Here is a 26,894-nt window from a genome sequence, read left to right on the forward strand (position 1 = left end):
GGGTAGTGGCCGTGGGGACCGAGTGGGGAATCCGGCCCAGTAGGGTCAACTCCGTGAGTAACGAAGACATCACGCTGACCGCGGGCGACGCGGAAGTGACCGTCACACCCGGCAACGGCGGACGGATCGGCAGTCTACGAATCGGCGACGCCGAACTACTGCGGCAGGGACAGAAGTTCGGCTGCTTCCCGATGGTCCCGTGGTGCGGGAGAATCCGCGACGGCCGCTTCCTGGACGGCGCCACGGTCCAGCAGATGCCGCTCAACGCCCCGCCGCACGCCATCCACGGCACTGCCCGGGACGGCGCCTGGCGCACCGCCCGCACCAGCAAGTCCGAGGCCGTGATCACGTACGACCTCGTGGCCCCCTGGCCCCACCCCGGCCGCGTCACCCAGCTCTTCACCCTGACCGAGGACGCCTTCACGGTCACGATGTCCGTGGAGACGTACGAGGACTCGTTCCCCGCCCAGGTCGGCTGGCACCCGTGGTTCAACAGGAACCTGGGCCAGGAAGACGTCCAGGTCGACTTCACCCCGGCCTGGCAGGAGGAACGCGGCGAGGACCACCTGCCCACCGGCCACCGCATCGAGCCGAAGCCCAGCCCCTGGGACGACTGCTTCGGCATGCCCGACGGCGTCGACGTCACGCTCACCTGGCCGGGGCAGCTGGAGCTGAAGGTGGCCGGCCGGGAGGAGTGGGTGGTGGTGTACGACGAGCAGGAGGCCGCCGTCTGCGTCGAACCGCAGACCGGCCCGCCCAACGGGCTGAACACCCACCCGCGCCTGGTCACCCCCATCGACCCCCTGGAGGCGACCATGACCTGGAGCTGGCGGCGCCTCTAAGCTGGCGGACATGAGTGACGTACGCGGCGCGCTGCTGCAGCAGATCAAGGACAAGGCCGTGGTGCACGGCAAGGTGACCCTCTCGTCGGGCAAGGAAGCCGACTACTACATCGACCTTCGCCGGATCACGCTCGACGGTGTGGCCGCGCCGCTCGTCGGTCAGGTCATGCTCGACCTGACCGACGAACTCGACTACGAGGCCGTCGGCGGTCTGACCCTCGGAGCGGACCCGGTCGCGACCTCGATGCTGCACGCCTCCGCCGCGCGCGGGAAGACGCTGGACGCCTTTGTCGTGCGCAAGGCCGGCAAGGCCCACGGCCTCCAGCGTCGCATCGAGGGTGCCGAGGTCAAGGGGCGCCGTGTCCTGGCGGTCGAGGACACCTCCACCACCGGTGGCTCGGTGCTGACCGCGGTGGAGGCGCTACGCGAAGCCGGTGCCGAGGTCGTCGCCGTGGCCACGATCGTGGACCGGGACACCGGTGCCGCCGAGGCCGTCGCCGAGCAGGCCGGAGTGCCGTACCTCTTCGCCTACTCCAAGACGGATCTCGGCCTGGACTAGGAGCCCGGCACGGGACCCCGCAGAACTCGGGGTCCCGTATCCCGGACAGGGTGTCTGGAGCATCCGGCCAAGTCTGGAAAGATGGGGCCGACGATGACGTCGCCCCCCTAGGTCAGGGCCGTAAGCACCAGTCCCGTCGTGCCGCAGCAGCGGTACGCAGACCCGCACATACAAGGAGCGGACAGATGCCCATCGCAACCCCCGAGGTCTACAACGAGATGCTCGACCGGGCGAAGGCAGGCAAGTTCGCCTACCCGGCCATCAACGTGACCTCCTCCCAGACGCTGCACGCTGCACTGCGCGGCTTCGCGGAGGCGGAGAGCGACGGCATCATCCAGATGTCCACCGGTGGTGCGGAGTTCCTCGGCGGCCAGCACAAGAAGGACATGGTGACCGGCGCCGTCGCGCTCGCCGAGTTCGCGCACATCGTCGCCGCCAAGTACGACATCACCGTCGCGCTGCACACGGACCACTGTCCCAAGGACAAGCTGGACACGTACGTCCGTCCGCTCCTCGACATCTCCGCCGAGCGCGTCGCCAAGGGCGAGAACCCGCTGTTCCAGTCGCACATGTGGGACGGCTCCGCCGAGACCCTCGCCGACAACCTGGCCATCGCCCAGGAGCTGCTCGCCAAGGCCGCCGCCGCGAAGATCATCCTCGAGGTCGAGATCACCCCGACCGGCGGTGAGGAGGACGGCGTCAGCCACGAGATCAACGACTCCCTCTACACCACCGTCGACGACGCGCTGCGCACCGCCGAGGCCCTCGGCCTGGGCGAGAAGGGCCGCTACCTGCTGGCCGCGTCCTTCGGCAACGTGCACGGCGTCTACAAGCCGGGCAACGTCGTCCTGCGCCCCGACCTCCTGAAGGAGCTGAACGACGGCGTCGCCGCCAAGTACGGCAAGCCGTCCCCGTTCGACTTCGTCTTCCACGGCGGCTCCGGCTCCACGGCCGAGGAGATCGCCACCGCGCTGGAGAACGGCGTCGTGAAGATGAACCTCGACACCGACACCCAGTACGCCTTCACGCGCCCCGTCGCGGACCACATGTTCAAGAACTACGACGGTGTCCTGAAGGTCGACGGCGAGGTCGGCTCCAAGAAGACCTACGACCCGCGCACCTGGGGCAAGCTCGCCGAGGCGGGCATGGCGGGGCGCGTCACCGAGGCGTGCGAGATGCTGCGCTCCGCGGGCAACAAGCTCAAGTAGTCACCCGGGTTCTCTCCCCGGTCGGTCACCCGGGTTCCCCCGGTTCGGACCATACGAGAAAGGGCTCGGCACCCCACGGTGCCGGGCCCTTCCGTATGCTCCGAAGTATGGCTGCGCCTCTGCAGAAGACATCGGGCGAGGGAGCGGGACGGGGTCCCCATGTGCGGATCTCCAGCCCCACCGGCAAGTGGATCCTGCTGACCACCGTCCTCGGCTCCAGCATGGCCATGCTGGACTCGACGGTCGTCAACGTCGCGCTGCCCACGATCGGCCGTGACCTGGGCACGGGCCTCGCGGCACTCCAGTGGACCGTGAACGCGTACATGCTGACCCTCGCGGGCCTGATCCTGCTCGGCGGGTCACTCGGCGACCGCTTCGGACGGCGCAAGATCTTCGTCCTCGGCGTGGTGTGGTTCGCCTCCGCCTCGCTGCTGTGCGGCCTCGCGCCGACCGGGGGCGTACTGATCGCGGCCCGCGCCCTGCAGGGAATCGGCGGCGCCCTGCTCACCCCCGGTTCGCTCGCGATCATCCAGGCGTCCTTCCACCCGGACGACCGGGCCAGGGCCGTCGGCCTGTGGTCGGGCTTCGGCGGCGTCGGCGCGGCGGTCGGCCCGTTCCTGGGCGGCTGGCTGGTGGACGGTCCCGGCTGGCGCTGGGTCTTCCTGATCAACGTTCCGGTGGCGCTGGTCTGCGCCCCCATCGCCGTGCGCCACGTCCCGGAGTCGTCCGACGGCCGTGCGCACGGCCGGGGCTTCGACGTCCTGGGCGCCGTCCTGGGTGCCCTGGCGCTCGCCCTGGTGACGTACGCCCTGATCGAGGCCACGAGCGGTTCCGTACTGGTCTGGGTGTCGGCGGTCGGGGGCGTGGCGGCCGGCGTGGCCTTCGTGTACGTCGAGCGGCGCCGACCCGACCCGATGATGCCGCCGGACATCTTCTCGTCGCGGCAGTTCACGGCCGTCAACCTCGTCACGCTGTGCGTGTACGCGGCCTTCGGCGGCTTCTTCTTCCTGACCGCGCTCCAGCTCCAGGTCGTGGCGGGCTACTCGGCCCTGGGCGCCGGTACGGCACTGCTGCCCACGACCGTCCTGATGCTGCTCTTCTCCGCCCGCTCCGGCGAGCTCGCCCAGCGCATCGGCCCGCGCATCCCGCTCACCGTCGGCCCGCTGCTGTGCGCGACGGGCATGCTGCTCATGCTGCGGGTGGGCCCGCACGCCTCGTACCTCGGCGATGTGCTTCCCGCGCTGGTGGTGATGGGCGCGGGCATGGTGACCCTGGTAGCGCCCCTGACCGCGACCGTCCTCGCCTCCGTGGACGCCGGGCGGGCGGGCCTGGCCAGCGGGATCAACAACGCGGCGGCCCGGGCGGCCGGACTGATCGCGGTGGCCGCGCTGCCGCTGCTGGCCGGGATGGGCCCGGAGGCGTACCGCTCGGCGGACGCCTTCAACGCCGCCTTCCGGCGTGCGATGCCACTGTGCGCCGGGGTGCTGGTCGTCGGGGCGGTGCTGGCCTTCACGACCGTACGCCGCCCGGCCCCCGACTGCCGACGCCCCCAGTGCCGCACGCACGGCTGTGTGACGGCCCCACCACTGGAGCCTTCGCGCCCGCGACCGCCCAAGCCCGAGTAGGACCGGGGGGCGGAGGCCGTCTGTCGTGGCTCCGGGGCGGCTGCTCGGGCGCCGGGTACCCCGTTCGGCACAACCCCCGGAGGGTGCCGCAGACTGGAACGTATGACGATTCACGAGAACCTCCTCGGGGGCCCGCCCCCGACTCACCTCCCCGACGACCCGGAGCCGCGCGAGCTCCTCGCGAACGGCACGGCGCCCGCGGATGTCGCCGCCAAGTACCCCACCTCCTCGCTCGCCTGGGCCCAGCTGGCCGACGACGCGTTCGAGCGAGGCAGTGTCGTCGAGTCGTACGCCTATGCCCGTACGGGCTACCACCGCGGCCTGGACTCCCTGCGCCGGGGCGGCTGGAAGGGCCACGGCCCGGTGCCCTGGGAGCACGAGCCGAACCGCGGCTTCCTGCGCGCCCTGCACGCCCTCGCCCGCGCCGCGCAGGCGATCGGCGAGCAGGAGGAGTACGAGCGCTGCAGCCAGTTCCTGAAGGACTCCTCGCCGACGGCGGCGCAGACGCTGGGCTGAGTCCTCCCAGGGTGTACCCGTCGTGTAGCCGTCCGGGTGTACTCGCAGGTCGTACGGGTCCGCCTGGTCGATGTGACCGGGCGGACCTTGCGGTTTCGGGTGACGATTGTGGAGGATGCCCGGTGGGGACCGGGGCCCCCGTGTCGAAAACGGCAGGGGCGGACCGCTACCCGGAGTACGCATCAGGAGACAGCGATGTCGTCCCAGCAGGCTCAGCCCGTCGAGGCTCAGGAGCCCGAGACCCCGCATCTCGACTTCCAAGGAACGACCCCGTACGAGGACTATGTCCAGGCGGACGTTCTGACCCACCTCCAGCACACCCTCTCCGACGACCCCGGAGAGATGGTCTTCCTGGTCACCACCCAGGTCATGGAGCTGTGGTTCACGGTCATCGTCCACGAGTGGGAGACCGCGGCGAACGCGCTCCGCGAGGACCGGGTGCCGGTCGCGGTGGCCGCGCTGAAGCGGTCCGTACGGGAGCTGGAGGCGCTGAACGCCTCCTGGCGGCCCCTCGCCCAGCTCACCCCCGCCCAGTTCAACTCGTACCGCTCGGCCCTCGGCGAGGGCTCCGGCTTCCAGTCCGCGATGTACCGCCGGATGGAGTTCCTGCTCGGCGAGAAGTCCGCGTCCATGCTGGTCCCGCACCGGGGCGCGCCGCGCGTGCACGCCGAGCTGGAGAAGGCACTGCACGAACCGAGCCTCTACGACGAGGTCCTGAGGCTGCTCGCGCGAAGCGGCCACGCGGTCCCGAAGTCCGTGCTGGACCGGGACGTGTCCCAGCGCTACGAGTCCTCGCCGGAGGTGGAAGCGGTGTGGACGGCCCTGTACGCGGGCGACGAGCACGACGAACTCGCCCGCCTCGGTGAGGCGTTGACGGACGTCGCCGAACTGGTGTGGCGATGGCGCAACGACCATCTCGTCGCGACGCGCCGCGCGATGGGCGCGAAGACGGGCACGGGCGGCTCCGCCGGGGTGGCCTGGCTGGAGAAGCGGGCGCAGAAGAACGTGTTCCCCGAGCTGTGGACGGCGAGGTCTCATGTCTGAACGGTCTGAGTGGTCTGAGCAGTCTGAACTGGGTGTCTCCGAGCGGTCTGAACTGCGTGTCTCCGAGCGGTCTGAACTGCGTGTCTCCGAGCGGTCCGACCTGTATGCCAGGGCCGTTGAACTGGACGCCTCCGACGAACTCGCCAAACTGCGTGCGCAGTTCGTCCTGGACGAGGTGGTGTACCTCGACGGGAACTCACTCGGCGCGCTCCCGGCGTCGGTCCCCGGCCGGATCGACGACGTCGTACGTCGCCAGTGGGGTGAACTGCGCATCCGCTCCTGGGAGGAGAGCGGCTGGTGGACGGCGCCGGAACGGATCGGCGACCGGATCGCGCCGCTGGTCGGGGCGGCCCCCGGCCAGATCGTGGTGGGCGACTCCACGAGCGTGAACGTCTTCAAGGCCCTGGTGGGAGCGGTCCGTCTGGCCGCCCTGTCCTCCGCCGGGCGTGACGAGATCATCGTCGACGCGACGACGTTCCCGACGGACGGCTACATCGCGGCGTCCGCGGCCCGCCTGACAGGCTGCGAACTGCGCCCCCTGGAACCGGCGGAAGTCCCCTCCGCACTGGGCCCCCGCACAGCGGCGGTCCTCCTGAACCACGTCGACTACCGCACCGGCCGCCTGCACGACCTCCCGGCCCTCACGTCCGCGATCCACGACGCGGGTGCCCTGGCGGTCTGGGACCTGTGCCACAGCGCCGGGGCCCTGCCGGTGGACCTCGACCGCCACGGGGTCGACCTCGCGGTCGGCTGCACGTACAAGTACCTGAACGGAGGCCCGGGCTCCCCGGCGTACCTCTACGTCCGTGCCGACCTCCAGCCCCGCTTCGACTCCCCGCTCCCCGGCTGGAACTCCCACGCGGACCCCTTCGGCATGAGCCCCGCCTACGAACCGGCCCCGGGCGCACTGCGGGGCCGCGTCGGCACCCCGGACATCCTCTCCATGCTGGCCCTGGAGGCCGCGCTGGAGGTGTGGGAGGGCGTCTCGATCGACTCCGTCCGCACCAAGTCCCTCGCCCTGACCGACTTCTTCCTGGAATGCGTCGAGGCGTACGTCCCCGGGGGCCGCGTCGAGTCCCTGACCCCCTCCACCCACGCCGAACGCGGCAGCCAGGTCGCCCTGCGCTGCGCGGACGCGGGCGAGGTGATGAAGCGCTTGATCGAACAGGGCGTCGTAGGCGACTTCCGCCACCCCGACGTCCTCCGCTTCGGCTTCACCCCCCTGTACGTGGGCTTCGGAGACGTGGAACGGGCGGCGCGGGTACTAGGGGAGACGGTGAGCCAGGGGATGTAGCTCGGTGTCTTGTTCGGCTGCGGATGGGTTGGGGGGCTGATCACGCAGTTCCCCGCGCCCCTGCGCCGCTGCGCCCCTGCGCCCCCGCGCCCCTGCGCCCCCGTGCCCCTGGGACCGGGGCTGCGCCCCGGATCCCCGCCCGGCCGCAGTCGTTCGGGTGCGGGCCGGTGGGGGCCGGTCGCGCAGTTCCCCGCGCCCCTGAAACCCTCGGGCCCCCCGGTGCCCGAGGGGCGAGCCCGCACGCCACCCATCCCGGCCAGCCCTCATCGTCAGCCGGTCCGGCGTTTGAGGCCGAGGCCGTTCAGCCCGATACGGGGGTGCGGGGGCGTGGCCCCTGACGGGGTTCTGGGGCGCAGCCCTGCGGGGTCCGGGCCGCAGCCCCGCGGGGGGTTCGGGCCGGAGTCCTGCGAGGGTTTGGGCCGCAGCCCTGTGGGGTTTGGGGCGGGGTTCTGCGAGGGTTTGGGCCGCAGCCCTGTGGGGGTTTGGGGGCGGAGTTCTGCGGGGGCTGGGCCGCAGCCTCGGGGGGCTGGGGCGAAACCCTGCTGGGTTCTGGGGCGCAGCCCCCGATGGGGTGCGGGGGCGGAGCCCCTGGTGGGGTCCTGGGGGCGGAGCCCCCGGCGGGGTGCGGGGGCGGAGCCCCGCGAGGGGTCCGGGGGCGGAGCCCCGCGAGGGGTCCGGGGGCGGAGCCCCGCGAGGGTCCGGGGGCGTAGCCCCTGGTGGGGTTGAAGGGGCGGAGCCCCTGGGGGTGGGTCGGGTAGGGGCGGCGGGGGCGATCAACCCCCGGCCGGCCCCCACGCCGGTTCACTTCCCGACGACGTACACCCCCGCCACCGCCGCAGCAAACGCCCCCTCCGCCGCCCGCACGGCAGCCCCCTCGTCCGGCACCACCCCAACAGTCAGCAACGAGTAATAGAGCGGCGCGGACACCGCCCGTACGACCATCGCCGCATCGGTCCCCACCGGCAGCTCCCCCCGAGCCACCCCCTCCTCGACACACGGCACCCACTCACTCACCCGCACGTCATAGAACCGCCGCAACGCCTCCGCCGTACGCACATCGCACGTCGCCGCGGCGATCACGGCCCGAAACAACGCCCCCTGCCGAGGATCGGCCAACGTCCGCCGCACCAAAACGGCGTTGGCCCGCAGATCACCACGTACGGACCCGGTCTCCGTACGCGGCGACGACTGCTCCGCCATGTCACTCAGCAGATCGGCGACGAGCCCCGTCACCGACCCCCACCGCCGGTACACCGTCGTCTTCCCGACCTCCGCCCGCCGTGCCACATCGGCGAGATCGAGATGCGCGAACCCCTCCTCGGCGAGTACATCCCCCGCGGCACGCAACACGGCCGCACGAACCCGGGCGGTACGCCCACCAGGACGTACGGTGCCGGGTACACCAGGATGTACGGCGCCGGGTACACCAGGACCTACGAGGCCGGGCTCGCCACGACCTACGAGGCCGGGCTCGCCCGGACCTACGGTGCCGGACTCGGCGGACATGACGGACTCCTTAGCAATGCCATTCGCGTGACCCACCCAGCGTAACGAAACACCAGATCCGTTTACCCCTCACCGAGCGTGACATCCGGGTGTAGACGCACGTCACGGGCCTGATACCGTCCCCGCCAACGGCCGAATTCACTCCTGGTCCGCCAAATCCGTTTCACCGCTGAGAGGTTGGAGCATGCCGGACGACGCCGCAGCACGGGACGCCGCCGAGGAGGCCTCGGCCTTCTCCCACCCGCCGGTCGACCCCGACGTCACCGCCACGTACGGCGACCATCCCGACCAGGTGATCGACTTCTACACCCCGCGCGAACCCGACCCCGAGGTTCCCGCCCCGCTGGTGATCGTCCTGCACGGTGGCGCCTGGCGCGCCCCGTACGACCGTCGCCACATCACCCCGTTCGCGGACTACCTGGCCCGCCGGGGCTTCGCCGTGGCCAACGTGGAGTACCGCCGGGGCGCCGCGATCCCCGCGCAGGGCGGCGAGGGCCCGGTCGCGGGCCGCTGGCCGGACACCTTCGACGACATCGCGGCCGCACTCGACGCGCTGCCGGCGCTCGCCCGCGAGCACCTGCCGCGGGCGGACCTCCGCCGCACGGTGATCACCGGCCACTCGGCCGGCGGTCACCTCGCCCTGTGGGCCGCCGCCCGCCACGTCCTGCCCGCCGACGCTCCTTGGCGCACCGACCGCCCCGCCCCGCTGCGCGGTGTCGTGGCCCTCGCCCCGATCGCGGACTTCGCGGTCGCCGAGAAACTGAACGTCTGCTCCGGAGCCTCCCGCCAACTCCTCGGCGGCGAGGCCAGGTTCGCGGAGCGGCAGCCGTACGCCGACCCGGCGTTCCTGCTCCCCACCGGCATCGCCACGACCCTCGTGCAGGGCCGCACCGACGTCGTCGTCCCGGAAGCGGTCGCCGAGTCGTACGCGGAGGCGGCGGCGAGGGCGGGCGAGGTGGTGGGTCTGACGCTCCTGGAGGACGTGGGCCACTTCCCGCTGATCGACCCGGCGGCGGACGCGTGCGCGGTGGTGGCCGAGGAGATCGCCCAACTGGCTTGGTAGCGTCCCCCGGTCATACCCGTAGTACCTGAGAGCTACCTCCAAGATGAGCTCCCTGGCGGGACGCGAACGACACTTCACGATCCGTAACTTCCCATCCAGAGGCGCCCGATGAGCGGGCGGACCGGACGGGAAGGACGCCATGGAGCTCCGGGGGAAGCCGACCGCGTCGGGAAGGGCGACACAAGCCACCCAGACGGCACCTCCTCTTGAATCGTCCAGTCCACCACCCGAGCCGACGGAGTCATCCGAGCCGGTACGGCCGGTACGGCCGGCCTCGTCGGCTCAACCGGCCCCTCCGGCGGAGCCCCCGCCCTCCACCCCCCGTATCCGGTTCCTCCGGCGCCTGAGCCGCACCCTGCTCGCCGCCCTGGTCACGGCCGCCGTGGTCGTCCCCGTCTCCGCCGCGGCGCGCCCCCGGATCCCCGCCCCGGCCCCCGCCGCCCTCGCCCCGCCGACGACAGCGACGCTGGACGAGGCGTACACGGCGAACCGGGCGAACGCCGCGGAGGCGTCCCGCATGGCCGCCGCCCACGGCGACCGCACCCGCGCAGCCGCGGACCGCGCCATGGCAGCCCCCTCCCGCCACTTCCTCTCCTTCGACGGCCGCGGCCAGGGCCTGGCCGTCGAGGTCCTCGGCGACCTCGCCCACGCGGACCGCGTCGCGGTCCTGGTCCCGGGTTCCGACACGACCTTGGAGACCTACGGACGCTTCCGAGCAGGAGCGGCAACCCTCCAAGACCGCCTCAGCAGCCTCGACAGCCTCGACCGTCGCCACGGATTCCACGGATTCCACGTATCCACCGCACGTCCGCATACGGCGGTCATCGCCTGGCTCGGCTACGAGACACCGGGCACGGTCAGCACCACGGTCCTGACGACCGGCCGTGCCGAGGACGCGGCCCCGCAGCTGAAGCGGTTCATACGCGAACTGCGGGGCGTCGTCGGCGAGAAGGCGCACGTCTCCCTGCTGTGCCACTCGTACGGCACGGTCGTCTGCGGCCGCGCGGCGCACGGGCTGGACGCGGGCGACATCGCCCTCATCGGCAGCCCGGGCACCGGCGCGGACTCCGTGGCGGCACTGAGTACCTCCGCTCGGATCTGGGCGGCCCGAGGCGCCGACGACTGGATCGTGAACGTGCCGCACGTCCACGCAGACCTCTTCGGCACCACCGTCGGCTTCGGCGCCGACCCGGTGTCCCCGGCCTTCGGCGCCCACGTCTTCGCGGCGGGCACCGGCGGCCACAGCGACTACTTCAAACCGGGCTCCGTGTCCTTGGACAACCTCGCCCGGATCGTCCTCGGAGACACCTCGGAGGTAACCCGTGCGTGAGTCGATGGTTCGTAAGCCGATGGTTCATGAACAGGCAGCCGCCCGCCGAACGACCGCACAGAACGCACAGAACGCACAGAACGCACCGACCGCACCGAAGCGCCGCACACGCCCCTCCGCTCCCACGCGCACGGTCGCCCTGCGCACCGCCACCCACGCGATAGGAGACGGCGCCCGCCGTATCGACGCCGCCACCCCCGCGGAGCGGGACCGCGCGGTCGACGCCCTGCGCGCCTTCGCGATCCTCGGTGTGGTCCTGGGCCACTGGCTGGTGACGGCCCTGGTCGCGGACGGCGGCGCGCTGCACACGGCGAGCCCGTTGCAGCACATGCCGTGGCTGGCCCCCATCTCCTGGGTCTTCCAGACACTCGCGGTGTTCTTCCTGGTGGGCGGCCATGTGGCGACGAAGAGCCACGCGTCGGCGCGGGCGCGTGGCACGACGTACGGACAGTGGCTGCGCGCCCGCCTCACGCGCCTCTTCAAACCCGTGGCGGCGGTACTGACGCTCTGGACGGTGGCCACCGTCTGCCTGCTCGCGTCGGGCACCGGAGTCGGCACGGTCCACACGCTCGTCAAACTCGCCCTGTCCCCGCTGTGGTTCCTCCTGGTCTTCGCGGGACTGACGGCCGCGACGCCCCTGCTCACCCGGCTCAACCCGCTGTGGCCGCTGGCCGTCGTTCTCCACGTGGACCTGATGCGTTTCGGACTCGGCGGCCCGTCCTGGCTCGGCTGGGTGAACGTGGCGGCGGGCTGGATTGTCCCGTACACGCTGGGCGCGGCCTGGACGCGCGGCGAGTTGGACCGGCGGCGTGCGGGCTGGGTGCTGCTCCTGTGCGGCGCGGCGGCGACCGCGGCGCTGGTGATGTGGGCCGGCTACCCGGCGTCGATGGTCGGCGTCCCGGGCGCGGCGGTCTCGAACCTGAACCCGCCGACGCTGGCCGCGGTCACCTTCGGCATGGCTCAGTGCGGCCTCGCTCTTCTGCTGCGCGAGTCGTTGCGCCGGTGGATGCGGCGACCCCTGGCGTGGGCTGCGGTGGCCCTGGTCAATCTGTCGGCGATGACGATATTCCTCTGGCACCAGACGTCCATGATGGCGGTCACCGCCGTGGGCCTGTCGGCGGGAAGGCTGCCCGGTCTGCACATGGTTCCCGACGGTTTGGGCTGGGTGGCTGCCCGCCTCGCCTGGCTTCCGGTCTTCGCCTTCGCGCTCGGCGTCTGCTGGGTCGCCTTTCGCTCCTACGAACAGGGTCCGCGCCGCCGTTCCGGCCGCCCCTCCAGGGTCGTCCGCGTCCACCGTCGTGGCGGCCCGGCGGGGTCACGAACGGCCCGCCGTGCCTAGGGTTGATCACGTGACCAGCGCCGAACCGAGGCCCCCGAGCGGCGAGTCGAGAAGCGAGTCGAGAAGCGAGCCGAGAAGCGAGCCGAGAAGCGAGCCGACCCGAGCGCTCCTGCGAGAAGTCCTCACCGACCTCACCTCACCGTCGGCGGCCCCGCTGCCCCCGCTGTCCCGGCCCCGTTGGCTGCGCTGGCTGCCGCACGTGGTGCTGTGCCTGATCGGGCTCGGGCTCGCACTCGCGGGCGTGGCCGAGCTGAACGACACCTACCGACTCGGCGTCCCGCTGGGTGAGGTGACCGGGGCCGCGCAGGGCGTCGCGATCGCCCTCGCCCTGCGGCGGCCCGTGCCGGCCTGGTGGCTGTCGCTGGGCGCCACGCTCCTGGCCGCCGCCGGGGCCAGGTCGCACATGATGGCGGACATCCGTGCGCCGCGCCCCGACTGGCCGTGGAGTTCGCCCGCGCTGGTCGCGCAGGCCTTCGTGCTCTTCCTGCTGGCGCTGCGGCTGCCCACACGGGTCGCCATCGGCGCGCTGTCCGTGACCGCCCTGCTGACGTACGTCATGCAGGGCATGGTCGGCGGACAGCTGTACCACTCGACGGGGTTCCTGGCGGTCGTCGTCTTCGCCGCGGTGGTCCTCCTCGGCATCGCCCTGCGCGGCCGCCGCGAGGCCCGCACCCAGCTCGTCGAACAGGCCTCGCAGACCGAGGAGGAGCGTGCTCGCCGCACCCTCCTGGAGGAGCGCAGCCGGATCGCGCGCGAGCTGCACGACGTGGTCGCCCACCACATGTCGGTGATCTCCATCCAGGCCCAGGTCGCCCCGCACCTGGTCGAGAACCCCTCCGAGGAACTGAGGGAGAACCTCGAGGGCATCCGGCAGAACGCCCTGGAGGCGCTCACCGAGCTGCGCCGCGTCCTCGGTGTGCTGCGCTCCGAGAACCCCGAAGACCCGTACGGCCTCGGTGCCGGCACCGGTGCCGCCCCCAACTCCCCGCAGCCCACGCTCGACCGCCTCGACGCCCTCGTCGAGAACACCCGCGCCGCCGGTCTCCAGGTCACCACGGAGATCACCGGCGAGCAGCTCCCGCTGCCGCCCGGCGTGGAGCTGTCGGCGTACCGGATCATCCAGGAGGCACTGAGCAACGCGCTGCGGCACGCGCCCGGTTCGGTGGTCCGCGTCGAGCTGTGGCACTTCCCGCGCGGGCTACAGGTGCGGGTGATCAACTCCAGACCCGAGCGTCCCGCCCCGCCGTCCCCGGGCGCGGGGCACGGGCTGCTCGGCATGCGGGAGCGCGCCGCGATGCTGGGCGGCACCCTTGTGACCTCCGAGACCGCGCACGGCGGTTTCGTGGTGGCGGCCTTCCTGCCCCGCGACGGCGCGGTCACGGGCGACGCCCCCTCCACCGACCCTTCCCCTCCCCCTTCCACCGACCCTTCGTCCGCCCCTGCCCCTGCCCCTTCCCCCGCCACCTCCCCATCCACCGACGTCGATCGCCCAGGCCGCACAGGAGACAAGAGCCGATGACGAGCAGCACCATCCGCGTACTGATCGCCGACGACCAGCAGATGGTCCGCCAGGGTTTCACCGTGCTGCTCAACACCCAGCCCGACATCGAGGTGGTCGGCCAGGCGGTCGACGGCCTGGACGCGATCGCCAAGGTCGCCGAACTCGCCCCGGACGTCGTGCTGATGGACATCCGTATGCCCGAACTCGGCGGCATCGACGCGACCAGACGCATCACCGGCGAGACCCCGCACATCAAGGTGCTGGTGCTCACCACCTTCGACCTCGACGAGTACGTGTACGAGGCGCTGCGTGCCGGCGCCTCCGGGTTCCTGCTCAAGGACGCGTCCGCCGACCAACTGGCCGAGGCGGTACGGGTGGTGGCGGCGGGCGACGCGCTGCTCGCCCCCGGGATCACCCGCCGTCTCATCGCCGAGTTCTCCCGCCTGGACTCCACACCGCGCGCCCCGCTCAAGCAGCGCGTGGGCGAGCTGACCGAGCGGGAGACGGAGGTGCTGGCCCTCATCGCGCAGGGCCTGTCGAACGCGGAGATCGCCGAGCGCCTGGTCGTCGCCGAGCAGACCGTGAAGACCCATGTGGGCCGCATCCTGGTGAAACTGGGCCTGCGCGACCGCACCCAGGCCGCGGTCTTCGCCTACGAGTCGGGCCTGGTACGCCCGTCCGGCTACTGAGCCCGCGGACTTCCGCGCCCACCCCATCCCCCGGGTGTCCCCCCGGATCCCTCCAGGGGGACACCCGGGGGATACCCGTAGTACCTGAGACGGACCCCGCAGGACCCTTCTCACTGGTGACGACCGCGACCCGGCAGGCGGCCTACCGTTTTGAACGTGACCGAGACGACCCAGACGCAGATGAAGCCGCCGGGCGGGGCCAAGCCCCGCAGCCCGGAGTTCCGGCTGGCCGCGGACGCCCTGCGCGGGCTGCGGCAGGACCTGTTCCACGACGCCTTCGCCTACCGCCCGCTGCCGCGGATGCGGGTGGACGGTCCGCTCACCCGACGCCTCCCCGAGCGTGTCAGGGAGTACGCGGCCTGGACTCCGCACGCCGTGATCACGGCGTGCGGACTGCTCGCGATGGCCGTCGCGAGCACCGCGAACCAAGGCGGCCCCGGCATCGCGAGTCTGGTGCCCAGCCTCCTCGCGCTGCTCCCGGTACTGCTGACGCTCGTCCGGCCGGTCGGAGCCTTCTGGTTCTCCATGGCGGCGACACCGTTCGTGGCCGTGTTCAGCGGCAGCTGGGGCGAATGGCCCTGGCCGGAGGGCGCCTTCATCACCCACCTGGTGGTGCTGACGGTCGTGGCGCTGCGGACGCGGCCGCGCACCGCCGCCTGGATGTGGGTGCTGACCGCGTGGTACGGATTCATGTCCGAGTCCCTCGTCGCCGGGCACATCGGGACCAACACGGCGCCGCTGCTGTTCCTCTCCGCCCTGGCCCTCCTGGTCGTCACGGTCCTGCACGTACGCCGCACGGCCGAGCAGGAGGTGACGGCCCACCAGTCGGAGACGGCGCAGGAGCGCTCCAGGCGCACCCTCCTGGAGGAGCGCACCACGATCGCCCGCGAGCTGCACGACGTGGTCGCCCACCACATGTCGGTGGTCGCCATCCAGGCGGAGGCCGCGCCCTACCGGGTGGAGAATCCACCGCCTGAGCTGGAGCAGGCCTTCGTCACGATCCGGGAGAACGCGGTGGCGGCGCTCACCGAGCTGCGCCGTGTCCTCGGTGTCGTACGGGCCGCGGACTACGAGGCTCCGGACGCCCCGCAGCCCACCCTCGCCGACCTCGGCGCGCTCCTCGCCAATGTGCGGGAGGCGGGCCTGAGCGTGGAGAAGACGGTCACGGGCGCGGTGCGCGAACTCCCGCAGGGCGTGGAGCTGTCGGCGTACCGCATCGTCCAGGAGGCGCTGAGCAACACCCTGCGGCACGCGCCGGGCGCGACGGCCCGCGTCGAGATCGGCTACGTTCTCGGCGGGCTCGGCCTGCGCATAGTCAACGGCCCCGCGCGGACGACGACCCTGGTGAAGTCCACCCACGGCGCGGGGCACGGCATCACCGGGATGCGCGAGCGGGTCACGATGCTGGACGGCGAGATGACGACGGCCGAGACGGACGACGGGGGATACGAGGTGACGGTCTTCCTGCCGGTGCCGCAGCGGGCGGCGGAGGAATCCGGATGACGAACGGCACCATCCGCGTCCTGATAGCCGACGACCAGGTGATGGTCCGAGAGGGCTTCTCGGTGCTGCTCGGCGCGATGCCGGACATCGAGGTGGTCGGCGAGGCGGTCAACGGCCGGGACGCGGTCGAGCGGGTCCGTGAGCTCGGGCCGGACGTCGTGCTGATGGACATCCGCATGCCGGAGATGAACGGCATCGAGGCGACCCGGGAGATCGTCGCCGCGGACAGCGCCGCGAAGGTGCTGGTGCTGACCACCTTCGACCTCGACGAGTACGTGTACCAGGCGCTGCGCGCGGGAGCCTCGGGCTTTCTGCTCAAGGACGCCTCGGCGCGTCAACTCGCCGACGGGGTGCGGGTGGTGGCGGCCGGGGAGGCGTTGCTCGCTCCGTCCGTGACCAAGCGGCTGATCACCGAGTTCTCCAGGCTCTCGGACGCCCCGCGGCTCTCGGCCACGGCGCAGGCGGCCTACGGCGAGCTGACCGAGCGGGAGACGGAGGTGCTGGTCCTGATCGCCCAGGGCCTGTCGAACGCGGAGATCGCCTCGCGGCTGTTCGTCGCCGAGTCCACGATCAAGACCCATGTGAGCCGGATCCTGGTGAAGCTGGGCCTGCGGGACCGCACGCAGGCGGCGGTGTTCGCGTACGAGGCGCGGCTGATCACACCCAGGTGACCGGGTGACTCACATGACCGAGGCCACCGAGGCCACCGAGGCCACCGAGGCCACCGAGGTGACCGAGGTGACCGGCGACCCGGGTGCCTGCTGACCGGGGGAGCGCGGCGGGGGGGGGGGGGGGGGGGGGGGGGGCGCGGCCCCCCCCCCCCCCCCCCCCCCCCCCCCCCCCCCCCCCCCCCCCCCGCCGAGACACCCCTGTTCAGCGGGGCCGAGTCGGGCTAGCGTCCGCCCATGGCAGCCTCGCACACCCCGCAGTCCCCGCAGCCCTCGCAGTCTCCGCGGACACCGTCGGCCTTCGATCCCTGGAACCCGGAGTTCGTGGCGAACCCGTACCCCGCGTACGCGGAGCTGCGCGAGCGCGGCCGGGTGCACTACTACGAGCCCACCGACCAGTGGCTGGTCCCGCACCACGCGGACGTGTCGGCGCTGCTGCGGGAGCGGCGCCTGGGCCGGACCTACCAGCACCGTTACACGCACGAGGACTTCGGGCGGACGGCACCTCCGCCCGAGCACGAGCCGTTCCACGTCCTCAATGACCACGGAATGCTGGACCTGGAGCCGCCGGACCACACGCGGATCCGACGGCTGGTCTCCAAGGCGTTCACACCACGCACGGTCGAGCAGCTCAGGCCGTATGTGGACCGGCTGGCGAACGAGCTGGTCGCCGGTCTGGTGGCGGCCGGCGGCGGTGATCTGCTCACCGATGTCGCCGAGCCGCTCCCGGTGGCCGTGATCGCCGAGATGCTGGGCATCCCGGAGTCGGACCGGGCGCCGCTCAGGCCGTGGTCGGCGGACATCTGCGGGATGTACGAGCTGAACCCTTCCGAGGAGACGGCGGCGAAGGCGGTCCGGGCGTCGGTGGAGTTCACGGAGTACCTCCGGGAGCTGATCGCGGCGCGCCGCAAGGAGCCGGGCGACGACCTGATCTCGGGGCTCATCGCCGCGCACGACGAGGGCGACCGTCTGACCGAGCAGGAGATGATCTCCACCTGCGTCCTGCTGCTGAACGCGGGGCACGAGGCGACGGTGAACGCCACGGTGAACGGGTGGTGGGCGCTGTTCCGCAACCCCGGCCAGTTGGCGGCCCTGCGCGGCGACCGTTCGCTGATCCCCACGGCGGTGGAGGAGCTGATGCGCTACGACACCCCGCTCCAGCTCTTCGAACGGTGGGTTCTGGACGACATCGAGATCGACGGCACGACCGTTCCCCGGGGTGCGGAGATCGCCCTGCTCTTCGGCTCCGCCAACCACGACCCGAAGGTGTTCGCGTCCCCGGAGAGTCTGGACCTCTCCCGCACCGACAACCCCCACATCTCCTTCAGCGCCGGCATCCACTACTGCATCGGCGCCCCGCTGGCCCGTCTCGAACTGGCGGCGTCCTTGGGCGCTCTGCTGGAGAAGGCGCCGACGCTCGCCCTCGCCGCGGAGCCGGAGCGCAAGCCCAACTTCGTGATCCGCGGGCTGGAGGGGCTCAGCGTCGTGCTCTGACCCGCCCGGACCTCCGGCCCCGGCCCCGCAACCGCACCGAGCCCGCGTGCGCCCGCCCTCAGGTGCTCATGTCCCGCCGCCGCAACGCGGTCAGCCCCGCGGCGGTCAGGGCCACCGCGATCGCCGTCAGGATCAGTACCGGCGTCCATGCCATCTCCCCGCCCGGCAGCTTGGGGAGGTGGCCGAAGGGGGAGAGGTCCATGGCGGCCTGGGGGACGTTCAGGGCGGGGCCGATCCAGCCCAGCAGGAGGGCGACCCCGGCCGCGCCCCAGGCGCCGGGGGCCAGTTGGGGCGAGATCCCGTAGAGAAGGACCGCCAGCCCGCCCAGCGTCCAGACCGCCGCGACCTGGACGAGGCAGGCGCCGAGCACCGGCCCGAGCTCATGGCCGTACCCGAGTCCGAGGCCGAGCCCGCCCAGCGCCATGATGAGCGCCGCGCCACCGAAGGCGACGACCAGGTGTCCGCCGGCCCACCGCAGCCGCCCCACGGCGTTCGCCAGCACCGGTTCCGCCCGCTGCGAGGTCTCCTCACCGTGCAGGCGCAGCACCGAAGAGACGACGTAGAGCGCGGCCACCATCCCGAGCATGCCGACCATGGCCGCGAGGAACGCGTCCGTGATCCCGGACTGCCCGCCCATCCGCTCGATGATCTGCCGGGTCCTGTCGTTGCTCCCGACCAGATCGGCGGCCCCCTTCGTGATGGCGCCGAACGCGGCCCCCGCGGCGAGGAACCCGAGGCTCCACCCCAGCACGGCCCCCCGCTGCAGCCGCCAGGCCAGCGCCCCGGCCGATCCGAGCCGCCCCTGCGCGGGCCCCGGCCGGGTCGGCAGGAAGCTCATCCCGACATCGCGCCGCCCGGCGAGTTCGTAGGCGACCGCGCCCTGGATCGCCACGGCCGCGACGAACAGCGGCAGCACCCACCACCGTTCCTGCGCGAAGGGGCGTTCGTTCTCCAGCCACCCCAGCGGCGACACCCAGGTCAGCACGGACGAACCGTCGTTCGTCGACGAGTCGCCCGCCGCCCGCAGCACGAACGCCGCGCCGAGCAGCCCGCCCGTCAGCCCCTTGGCGAGCCGCGCGCTCTCGGTGAGCTGGGCGACGATCGCCGCCATGGTGGCGAAGACCATGCCGACGCCCCCGACGCCGAGCCCGAGAGCCAGCGCCCCGGCACCGCCCTGGCCTGCCAGCCCGCCCGCGATGAGCAGCGCGAGTACGCCGTTGGCGACGAGGGCGGCCAGCAGCGCCGCCGTCAGCGGGGCCCGGCGCCCCACCATCGCCGACGAGAGGAGTTCCTGGCGCCCGCTCTCCTCCTCCTCGCGGGTGTGCCGTACGACGACGAGCAGGCTCATGATCCCGGCGAACAGACCGGCGTAGCCGCCGATGCGCCAGGCGGTGAGTCCGCCGAGCGAGTCGTCGAACACCGGCCCGTAGGTGGCGCGCAGGGAGGTGTTGGTGAGCATCTGGCGGGCGAGGTCGGCGCGTTCGGCGGCGGTGGCGTAGACGGACTTCAGCGAGTTCGGCATGGACAGCACCAGCAGGCCGATCACGCCGACCCACAGCGGCATCATCAGCCGGTCGCGGCGCAGGGAGAACCTCAACAGCGCGCCGGTACCGGCGAGGTGGCGGGCACCCCGGGCCCGTGTGCCGCCGCGTACGGCAGTGGTCGCGGCGGTCATCGCGCCATCGCCCCTTCACCGTTCACCCGGACGTCGTCCTGGTAGTGCCGCAGGAACAGTTCCTCCAGGGTCGGCGGCGTCGAGGTCAGCGACCGTACGCCCGAGGCGGTGAGCGAGCGCAGTACGGCGTCGATCTTGTCGGTCTCGACCTGGAGCCTGACCCGGTGGCCCTGGATGTCCAGGTCGTGCACACCGGGCAGGTGTGCCAGCCCGTTGGGCGGTCCCGCGAGTTCGGCGGTGACGCTGGTACGGGTCAGATGGCGCAGGTCGGCGAGGGTGCCGCTCTCGACGGTGCGGCCCTTGCGGATGATGCTGACGCGGTCGCACAGCTCCTCCACCTCGCTGAGGATGTGCGAGGAGAGCAGGACGGTCCGGCCGCGGTCGCGTTCCTCCTCGACGCACCGCTGGAAGACCTCCTCCATCAGCGGGTCGAGACCCGACGTGGGCTCGTCGAGGATCAGCAGGTCGACGTCCGAGGCGAAGGCGGCGACGAGGGCGACCTTCTGCCGGTTGCCCTTGGAGTAGGTGCGTCCCTTCTTGGTGGGGTCGAGTTCGAAGCGTTCGATCAGTTCCGCCCGCCGCGCCCGGTCGAGCCCCCCGCGCAGCCGCCCGTACAGGTCGATGACCTCGCCGCCGGAGAGGTTGCGCCACAGGGTGACGTCACCGGGTACGTAGGCGACCCGGCGGTGCAGTTCCACCGCGTCCGCCCAGGGGTCTTGGCCCAGCACCCGCGCCGCGCCCGCGTCGCCGCGCAGCAGGCCCAGCAGGACCCGGATGGTGGTGGACTTCCCGGAGCCGTTCGGACCGAGGAAGCCGTGCACCTCGCCGGCTTCCACGTCCAGGTCGAGACCGTCCAGCGCGTGTGTCGCGCCGAACGACTTGTGCAGCCCGGAGACGGTGATCGCCTTCGTCGTGCCTTTCGCCAGGCCCTTGGCCGTGCCCTTCGTCATGCTCCAGAACGTACGCTTCTTTCAGAAATTTGTGAAGTTAACGAATTGTATAAACTCTCAGATACAATCGAAGGATGGCAGAGCCGGAGACGGTGGGACCGGAGGCGGTGGGAGCGGTGGGTCGGGACGCGGAGGCGGTCTCGCGGTTCGTCGAGCACTTCGCGGCGCAACTCGTGGAGGCCGGGATGCCCCGGATGCCGTCCCGGGTCTTCGGCGCGCTGCTCGCCTCGGACACCGGCGCTCTGACCTCGGTCGAACTGGGCGAGCAACTGCAGATCAGCCCCGCGGCGGTCTCCGGTGCGGTGCGCTATCTGGCGCAGGTGCACATGGTGTCGCGCGAGCGGGAACCCGGTTCGCGCCGGGAGCGGTACCGCGTGCACAGCGACCAGTGGTACGAGGCGCTCACCAATCGTGAGGCGATCATCAAGCGCTGGGAGGACGCGCTGCGCGAGGGCGTCGCCAGCCTGGGCGCGGACACCCCGGCGGGCGGCCGGCTCGCGGAGACCCTTGCCTTCTTCGAGTTCATGGAGGGCGAGCTGGAGTCGATGATGGACCGCTGGCGGGTCCACCGGGAGCAGCACTTCGGCGAGGGCTGAGAGCCCTCGCCGAGAGAAGAGACGGGTGAAGCGGCGTTCCCGCCGCGCGGGTGGTCTCTACCGCTCCTTGGTCTCCTCCAGGACCGTCCGCCCGAGCAGGGCGTACCGCTGCGGTGCGCGGCGCTTGAGGTACGTCGCGTACGCCACGCCGCCCGCCGCGATCAGGGCGACGATCCAGGGGGTCGCCTTCAGAACGAGGGAGCCGGACTCGGTGCCGGCCGCGGCGCCCATGTTGGACACCAGCAGGACGACCACGCCGAGCATCGCGAGGCCGCCGACGAGCGGGGCGGTGAAGGTCCTGAACCAGTGCCTGCTCTCGGGGTGGTTCTTGCGGAAGTACGCCAGCACCGCGAAGGAGCAGACCGCCTGCACCACCAGGATGGCCATCGTGCCGAGGATGGCGAGCAGGACGTACGTACCGGTGTAAGGGTCCTTGCCGGCGAGCCAGAACGCGGCGATGAGGACGGCGCTGACGACCGTCTGGACGAGGCCCGCGATGTGCGGGGAGCCGTGCTGGGGATGGGTGCGGCCGATCGTGCGCTGGAGCGAGGGGAGGACGCCCTCGCGGCCCAGCGCGTACATGTAACGGGCGGCGCAGTTGTGGAAGGCCATGCCGCAGGCCAGCGAGCCGGTGATCATCAGCCACTGCATGACGTCGACGGCCCAGTGACCGACGTAGTGCTCGGTGGGGTTGAAGAACAGGGCGAGCGGGTTCGAGGAGGAGGCGGCCGTGACGGCCTCGCTCTCGCCGTTGCCGATGATGGCCATCCAGGAGACGAAGACGTAGAAGACGCCGACGCCCAGTACGGAGATCATCGTCGCCTTGGGGATGATCTTCTTCGGGTCGCGGGACTCCTCGCCGTACATCGCCGTGGACTCGAAGCCGACCCACGACCAGAAGGCGAAGAAGAGGCCGAGGCCCGCCGAGGTCCCCTTGAAGGCGTTGACCGGGTTGACCGGGCCGAAGGTGAAGCCGTGCGGGCCGCCGCCGTGCAGGGCGACGGAGACGGCCATGGCCGCCAGGACCGTCACCTCGGTGGCCAGGAGTACGACGAGCAGCTTCTCGGCGACGGACACCCCGAACCACGTGCCCGTCGCGTTGACGGCGAGCATCAGGATCGCGAACGCCCACCAGGGCACGTCAAGTCCCGTCTGGTCCTTGAGGGTTCCGGTGGCGAAGGTCGAGAAGATACCGATCAGGGCCGGCTCGAAGACGACGTACGCGAAGGTCGCAAGAAGTCCCGAGGCGAGTCCCGCGGTGCGGCCGAGACCGTAGGAGATGAAGCCGTAGAAGGCACCGGTGGAGGTGATGTGCTTCGCCATCGAGGTGAAGCCGACCGCAAAGATCGCCAGGACGACCATTGCGACGAGATAGCTCGCCGGGGCGCCGATGCCGTTGCCGGCGGAGACCATGAAGGGCACGTTGCCCGTCATGGCGGTGATCGGGGCGGCGGTGGCGACGGCCATGAAGACCACGCCCAGCAGCCCGATCGCGTTCGGCTTGAGCCGGTGAACTGTGCCTCCGGGGGCCTCCGCTGTGCCCGCCGCCTCAGGGACCACGCCCTCTTGCACTGCCATCGAGTGGCCCCTTCCCGTGTCGCTCGCCGTCCGCACCCTCGGTGCGGCGGAGTGGATTACGAACCGGAATGCTGCACGAGAAATGAGTCCTGTCACGGGTCGGGGCGTTAAATATATGTCAACCAGACCTTTAGAAGTCCGGGTGGAGCGAACGTCCTTGTTAACTCTCCGCCGGACCGTGGACCGCGCCCGACGCCCCTCCGTACGGTCCCTGGCATGAGCACCTACTCCGCCACCCTCGGCGGCCGGACGCACTCCTTCGCCGGCCTCGCGCGGCTGCTCGCCGCCGCGAGCCCCGAACGGTCAGGCGACCGCCTCGCCGGGCTCGCCGCCGACTCCGCGCAGGCGCGCGTCGCCGCGCGGTGGGCGCTGGCCGAGGTCCCGCTCGCACGGTTCCTCGCCGAGCCGGTGATCCCGTACGAGACCGACGACGTGACCCGCCTCATCATGGACAGCCACGACGCGGCGGCCTTCGCCCCCGTCTGTGGCCTCACAGTGGGGGAGCTGCGCGAATGGCTGCTGTCGGAGGCGGCGGACGCGCCGACACTCGCCGCACTCGCCCCCGGCCTGACCCCGGAGATGGTCGCCGCGGTGTCGAAACTGATGGGCAACGCGGATCTGGTGGCGGTCGCCCGCAAGGTCCGGGTGGTCACCGCCTTCCGCTCCACGATCGGCCTCCCGGGCCGCCTGGCCACCCGCCTCCAGCCCAACCACCCCACCGACGACCCCGCGGGCGTGGCGGCGGCCCTGCTGGACGGCCTGCTCCTCGGCTCCGGCGACGCGGTGATCGGCATCAACCCGGCCACGGACAGCCCCAAGGCGGTACGGGACCTGCTGGACCTCCTGGACGGAGTGATCGACCGCTACTCCATCCCCACCCAGTCCTGCGTCCTGTGCCACGTGACCACCAGCATCGACCTGATGGAACGCGGCGCCCCGGTGGACCTCGTCTTCCAGTCCATCGCCGGTACGCAGGCCGCGAACGCCTCGTTCGGGGTCACGCTGGGGCTCCTGGACGAGGCGTACGAGGCGGCGCGCTCACTGGACAGGGGCACGGTCGGCTCCAACGCCCTGTACTTCGAGACGGGGCAGGGCAGCGCGCTCTCCGCCGACGCGCACCACGGGGTGGACCAGCAGACGGTGGAGGCGCGGGCGTACGCGGTCGCCCGCCGCTACGACCCGCTGCTCGTGAACACGGTGGTCGGCTTCATCGGCCCGGAGTACCTCTACGACGGCCGCCAGATCCTCCGCGCGGCCCTGGAGGACCACTTCTGCGGCAAACTGCTCGGCCTGCCCATGGGTCTCGACATCTGTTACACCAACCACGCCGACGCCGATGACGACGACATCGCCACGATGCTCACCATGCTCGGTGTCGCCGGCGCCTCCTTCGTGATCTGCACCCCCGGAGGCGACGACATCATGCTCAACTACCAGTCGGCCTCGTACCACGACGCGTTGTACCTGCGCGAGGTGCTCGGGCTGCGCCCGGCACCGGAGTTCGAGACGTGGCTGGAGCGGATCGGTCTGCTGGACGACGGCGGCGGGATACGGGACGTGGCGGGTACGGGCCATCCGCTGACGGCGATCGGGCGGGGGCTGGCGGCATGACGGAACGTCGACTGAGCTCTGTGGACGCCGACTTGGGCGACACGGTGACCGTCCCGACTGCTTCGACCTCAGCGACTGCTTCGACCGCAGTGACTGCTTCGACCGCAGCGATCGCTTCGGCCGCTCCGGTCGCTCCGGTCGCGGACCGGGAGTCGGACACCGCCCTCTGGAACTCCCTGCGTCGGCACACCCAGGCCCGGATCGGGCTCGGGCGGGCCGGATCGGCGTTGCCCACGCGGCACCGGCTCGAACTGCAGGCCGCGCACGCCGCCGCGCGGGACGCGGTGCACTCGCCGTTCGACCCGGACGTGGTGGCGTCCGCGCTGACGGGTGTGCCGACGATACGGGTGCGCAGCGCCGCCCCCGACCGGCTCACCTATCTCCAGCGCCCCGACCTCGGACGCAGGCTCCACGACGTGGACCGGGCGCACCTGCCCCGCGACGGCTGGGACGTGGTGTTCGTCGTCGCCGACGGGCTGTCCAGCCGGGCGGTGCACGAGCATGCCGCGGCCGTCGTACGCGCGACGACACAGCGGCTGCCCTCCGACTGGCGCGTCGCTCCCGTCGTGCTCGCCGAGCAGGCGCGGGTGGCTCTCGGTGACGACATCGCGCACGCGCTGGGGGCCGGGATGGCCGTCGTCCTCATCGGGGAGCGGCCCGGGATGTCCGCCGCGGACTCGCTCGGCGCGTACCTCACGTACGGCCCGCGCCCGGGACGCACCACCGACGCCGACCGCAACTGCCTCTCCAACATCCGCCCACCCCTCGGCCTGTCCCACACCGCGGCGGCGATGAAGCTGGCGACACTGATGCGCAGAGCACGCGACCTCGGCCGCACCGGCGTATCCCTGAAGGACGAGCCCACGCCGACCCTGCCCCAGCCGTAGCGGCAACGCGCGGGCCGCCCCGGGAGTCCTCGCCCCCGCCGCCCCTACCCGTCCCATCCCCCAGGGGCTCCGCCCCTTCGACCCCGGGGCGTGTTTTGTCGGCTGCGGGGTCGAAGGGGCTGGTCGCGCCGTTCCCCGCGCCCCTGAGGCGGGGCTTCGCCCCGCATCCCCCACCCGCCCGGACTCGTTCGACTGCGGGCCGGTAGGGGCTGGTCGCGCAGTTCCCCGCGCCCCCAAAAAATCCGCGGCTTGTCCGGCGTTTGTGGGCGAGGGCGCAGGCCGATGCCCCACCCACCCCGGCCCGCGTCCTTCAGCCCGTCCGGCGTTTGAGGACGAGGCCGTTCAGGCCGATCGGGGGTCTGGGGGCGGAGCCCTCAGGTTGAGGATGGGACGGGTAGGGGCGGCGGGGGCGAGAAACTCCCCGGGGGCTCAGCCCGGCAGCGTAAGCCCCCACCCGCCCTCCCGAACCGTCCACGTCCTCGTCCGCACAGGCCCGGACACCACAGAATCCGCCCGATACCGAAAGTCCGCCCCGGACACAGTCACCCGCCGCCCCACCACCCGCAACGGCGACGCCTCCGCCCCCACGGACACCGGCCGAACCTCCACCTCCGCACCCCCGGCAACGCCGGGCGTCACGGACACCGCCTCCACCGGCTGGTCCAGATCGACCAAGGTGACCCCGTCGACCTCGACCCGCAGCCGCGAAGGCCCGGGCCCCGGCACGGACGCCACACGCGCGGGCCGCGCCGCGAGCGTACGGACCAGCGACTGACAGGTCCGCAGCCAGGCATGCCCCCCAAGCCCGGAAGCCCCACCGCCGAAACCCCCGGAACCCCCGAAACCACCAGAACTCCCAGAGCCCCCAGACCCACCGAAACCGCCGACTCCACCGACTCCACCCACGTCGGCCCCGTCGACCTCCTCCGCTCCCCGCATCCCTCCACCCGCCCCCACCGGCGGAATCCGCAACGCCCCCAACACCACCCCGTCACTCTCGTCGACCAGCAGATCGAGCCGCCGCTCGACCCCGTCGAGCACGGCCCGGGCCGCCGCGACGGCCCCGACGGGCACCCCAAGCGCCCGCGCCAGCGACAGCACACCCCCCACCGGCACCAACGACACCCCACATCCGGCCAGCTCCCGCTGTCGGTGCAAAAGGGACACAGCACGCAAGAGGGCACGATCGTCGCCCACCACGACCGGTCGCCGGGAACCTCTCCGGGCCAGCGCCCGGGCAAATTCCTCGGGCCCTTCCGGCAGGCATACTTTCGTCGCCGCACCCGCGCTGAGCACGTCTTTTGCGATCCGTACAGACTCGCCGTCCGTCCAGCGGGCGACCGGGTCGATGACCACAAGGAGCTGGTCGGAAGCCGCCACCTCGGTCATGCCTCGCTTCCTCGGGTAGCATCTTTG

23 protein-coding genes are annotated in these 26,894 nt (G+C 71.8%); 18 read left to right on the top strand and 5 right to left on the bottom strand.

The genetic code is table 11. From position 1 onward, the window contains the following. Positions 1-53 precede the first annotated feature (53 nt). The 7 genes from ACFZDJ_RS09790 to kynU all read left to right on the top strand — a co-directional run bounded on the left by ACFZDJ_RS09790 (position 54) and on the right by kynU (position 7,088). On the top strand, positions 54-842 hold the full coding sequence (locus tag ACFZDJ_RS09790) for an aldose 1-epimerase (protein WP_384908760.1): 789 nt from the start codon (positions 54-56) through the stop codon (positions 840-842). A 10-nt stretch (positions 843-852) separates the two neighbouring features. Continuing rightward, a complete protein-coding gene (gene pyrE, locus ACFZDJ_RS09795) occupies positions 853-1,401 on the top strand; it encodes an orotate phosphoribosyltransferase (RefSeq protein ID WP_390933036.1) in 549 nt (182 codons plus the stop codon). A gap of 185 nt (positions 1,402-1,586) precedes the next feature. Then, complete coding sequence (gene fbaA, locus ACFZDJ_RS09800) at positions 1,587-2,609, top strand: class II fructose-bisphosphate aldolase (RefSeq protein ID WP_060901612.1); 1,023 nt, start codon at positions 1,587-1,589, stop codon at positions 2,607-2,609. Between the two features lie 107 nt (positions 2,610-2,716). Continuing rightward, entirely contained in the window at positions 2,717-4,234 is a 1,518-nt protein-coding gene (locus tag ACFZDJ_RS09805; protein WP_391057525.1) for a DHA2 family efflux MFS transporter permease subunit, read from the top strand. A gap of 102 nt (positions 4,235-4,336) precedes the next feature. Then, positions 4,337-4,750, top strand: coding sequence for a DUF3151 domain-containing protein (locus ACFZDJ_RS09810; RefSeq protein WP_054231350.1), 414 nt, complete (start codon positions 4,337-4,339; stop codon positions 4,748-4,750). A 195-nt stretch (positions 4,751-4,945) separates the two neighbouring features. Then, a complete protein-coding gene (locus ACFZDJ_RS09815; RefSeq protein WP_101399512.1) occupies positions 4,946-5,794 on the top strand; it encodes a tryptophan 2,3-dioxygenase family protein in 849 nt (282 codons plus the stop codon). Then, positions 5,787-7,088 (top strand): kynureninase, encoded by a 1,302-nt coding sequence (gene kynU / locus ACFZDJ_RS09820; protein WP_391057528.1) that lies wholly within the window; start codon positions 5,787-5,789, stop codon positions 7,086-7,088. Before ACFZDJ_RS09815 ends, kynU begins: the two co-directional genes overlap by 8 nt. An 801-nt stretch (positions 7,089-7,889) precedes the next feature. Here kynU and ACFZDJ_RS09825 read toward each other — a convergent pair. Next, on the bottom strand, positions 7,890-8,594 hold the full coding sequence (locus tag ACFZDJ_RS09825) for a TetR/AcrR family transcriptional regulator C-terminal ligand-binding domain-containing protein (RefSeq protein ID WP_391057531.1): 705 nt from the start codon (positions 8,592-8,594) through the stop codon (positions 7,890-7,892). A 184-nt stretch (positions 8,595-8,778) separates the two neighbouring features. Between ACFZDJ_RS09825 and ACFZDJ_RS09830 the strand changes: the two genes are divergently transcribed. From ACFZDJ_RS09830 to ACFZDJ_RS09865, 8 genes are all read left to right on the top strand, one after another. Next, entirely contained in the window at positions 8,779-9,657 is an 879-nt protein-coding gene (locus ACFZDJ_RS09830) for an alpha/beta hydrolase (protein ID WP_384908769.1), read from the top strand. 139 nt (positions 9,658-9,796) lie between these two features. Beyond that, positions 9,797-10,987: an alpha/beta hydrolase gene (locus ACFZDJ_RS09835; protein WP_391057534.1), complete on the top strand. Its 1,191-nt coding sequence runs from the start codon at positions 9,797-9,799 to the stop codon at positions 10,985-10,987. 160 nt (positions 10,988-11,147) lie between these two features. Then, positions 11,148-12,326: an acyltransferase family protein gene (locus ACFZDJ_RS09840; protein WP_391057861.1), complete on the top strand. Its 1,179-nt coding sequence runs from the start codon at positions 11,148-11,150 to the stop codon at positions 12,324-12,326. A gap of 10 nt (positions 12,327-12,336) precedes the next feature. Further along, positions 12,337-13,845: a histidine kinase gene (locus ACFZDJ_RS09845; RefSeq protein ID WP_391057536.1), complete on the top strand. Its 1,509-nt coding sequence runs from the start codon at positions 12,337-12,339 to the stop codon at positions 13,843-13,845. After that, positions 13,842-14,516 (top strand): response regulator transcription factor, encoded by a 675-nt coding sequence (locus tag ACFZDJ_RS09850; protein ID WP_054231356.1) that lies wholly within the window; start codon positions 13,842-13,844, stop codon positions 14,514-14,516. The genes ACFZDJ_RS09845 and ACFZDJ_RS09850 overlap by 4 nt, the downstream gene beginning before the upstream one ends. A 156-nt stretch (positions 14,517-14,672) precedes the next feature. Beyond that, entirely contained in the window at positions 14,673-16,019 is a 1,347-nt protein-coding gene (locus ACFZDJ_RS09855) for a histidine kinase (RefSeq protein WP_391057538.1), read from the top strand. Continuing rightward, positions 16,016-16,690 carry a response regulator transcription factor gene (locus ACFZDJ_RS09860; RefSeq protein ID WP_099942568.1) on the top strand — a complete coding sequence of 225 codons (675 nt, stop codon included), beginning with the start codon at positions 16,016-16,018 and terminating at the stop codon, positions 16,688-16,690. Before ACFZDJ_RS09855 ends, ACFZDJ_RS09860 begins: the two co-directional genes overlap by 4 nt. Before the next feature lie 234 nt (positions 16,691-16,924). After that, positions 16,925-18,181 (top strand): cytochrome P450, encoded by a 1,257-nt coding sequence (locus ACFZDJ_RS09865; RefSeq protein ID WP_168509859.1) that lies wholly within the window; start codon positions 16,925-16,927, stop codon positions 18,179-18,181. A 58-nt stretch (positions 18,182-18,239) separates the two neighbouring features. Here ACFZDJ_RS09865 and ACFZDJ_RS09870 read toward each other — a convergent pair whose 3' ends face one another. Both ACFZDJ_RS09870 and ACFZDJ_RS09875 read right to left on the bottom strand, forming a co-directional pair. Then, positions 18,240-19,856, bottom strand: a complete 1,617-nt coding sequence (locus ACFZDJ_RS09870; protein WP_391057541.1) for an ABC transporter permease — start codon at positions 19,854-19,856, stop codon at positions 18,240-18,242. Continuing rightward, positions 19,853-20,806 carry an ATP-binding cassette domain-containing protein gene (locus ACFZDJ_RS09875; protein ID WP_391057544.1) on the bottom strand — a complete coding sequence of 318 codons (954 nt, stop codon included), beginning with the start codon at positions 20,804-20,806 and terminating at the stop codon, positions 19,853-19,855. The genes ACFZDJ_RS09870 and ACFZDJ_RS09875 overlap by 4 nt, the downstream gene beginning before the upstream one ends. A 74-nt stretch (positions 20,807-20,880) precedes the next feature. On the opposite strand from ACFZDJ_RS09875, the gene ACFZDJ_RS09880 reads away from it, so the two are divergent. Further along, positions 20,881-21,402, top strand: a complete 522-nt coding sequence (locus ACFZDJ_RS09880) for a MarR family transcriptional regulator (protein WP_390934181.1) — start codon at positions 20,881-20,883, stop codon at positions 21,400-21,402. Between the two features lie 57 nt (positions 21,403-21,459). On the opposite strand, the gene ACFZDJ_RS09885 is transcribed toward ACFZDJ_RS09880, so the two are convergent. Next, positions 21,460-22,980 carry an APC family permease gene (locus ACFZDJ_RS09885; protein WP_168509863.1) on the bottom strand — a complete coding sequence of 507 codons (1,521 nt, stop codon included), beginning with the start codon at positions 22,978-22,980 and terminating at the stop codon, positions 21,460-21,462. A 216-nt stretch (positions 22,981-23,196) separates the two neighbouring features. Here ACFZDJ_RS09885 and ACFZDJ_RS09890 point away from each other — a divergent pair, with 216 nt between their 5' ends. Together ACFZDJ_RS09890 and eutC are read left to right on the top strand one after the other, a co-directional pair. Next, complete coding sequence (locus ACFZDJ_RS09890; protein ID WP_384908782.1) at positions 23,197-24,591, top strand: ethanolamine ammonia-lyase subunit EutB; 1,395 nt, start codon at positions 23,197-23,199, stop codon at positions 24,589-24,591. A gap of 110 nt (positions 24,592-24,701) precedes the next feature. After that, positions 24,702-25,478 carry an ethanolamine ammonia-lyase subunit EutC gene (gene eutC, locus ACFZDJ_RS09895; RefSeq protein WP_390934349.1) on the top strand — a complete coding sequence of 259 codons (777 nt, stop codon included), beginning with the start codon at positions 24,702-24,704 and terminating at the stop codon, positions 25,476-25,478. Between the two features lie 429 nt (positions 25,479-25,907). Here eutC and ACFZDJ_RS09900 read toward each other — a convergent pair whose 3' ends face one another. Next, entirely contained in the window at positions 25,908-26,867 is a 960-nt protein-coding gene (locus ACFZDJ_RS09900) for a diacylglycerol kinase (RefSeq protein ID WP_391057548.1), read from the bottom strand. Positions 26,868-26,894: the final 27 nt, after the last annotated feature.

It is taken from the genome of Streptomyces sp. NPDC007896 (assembly GCF_042959425.1).
GTDB lineage: Bacteria > Actinomycetota > Actinomycetes > Streptomycetales > Streptomycetaceae > Streptomyces.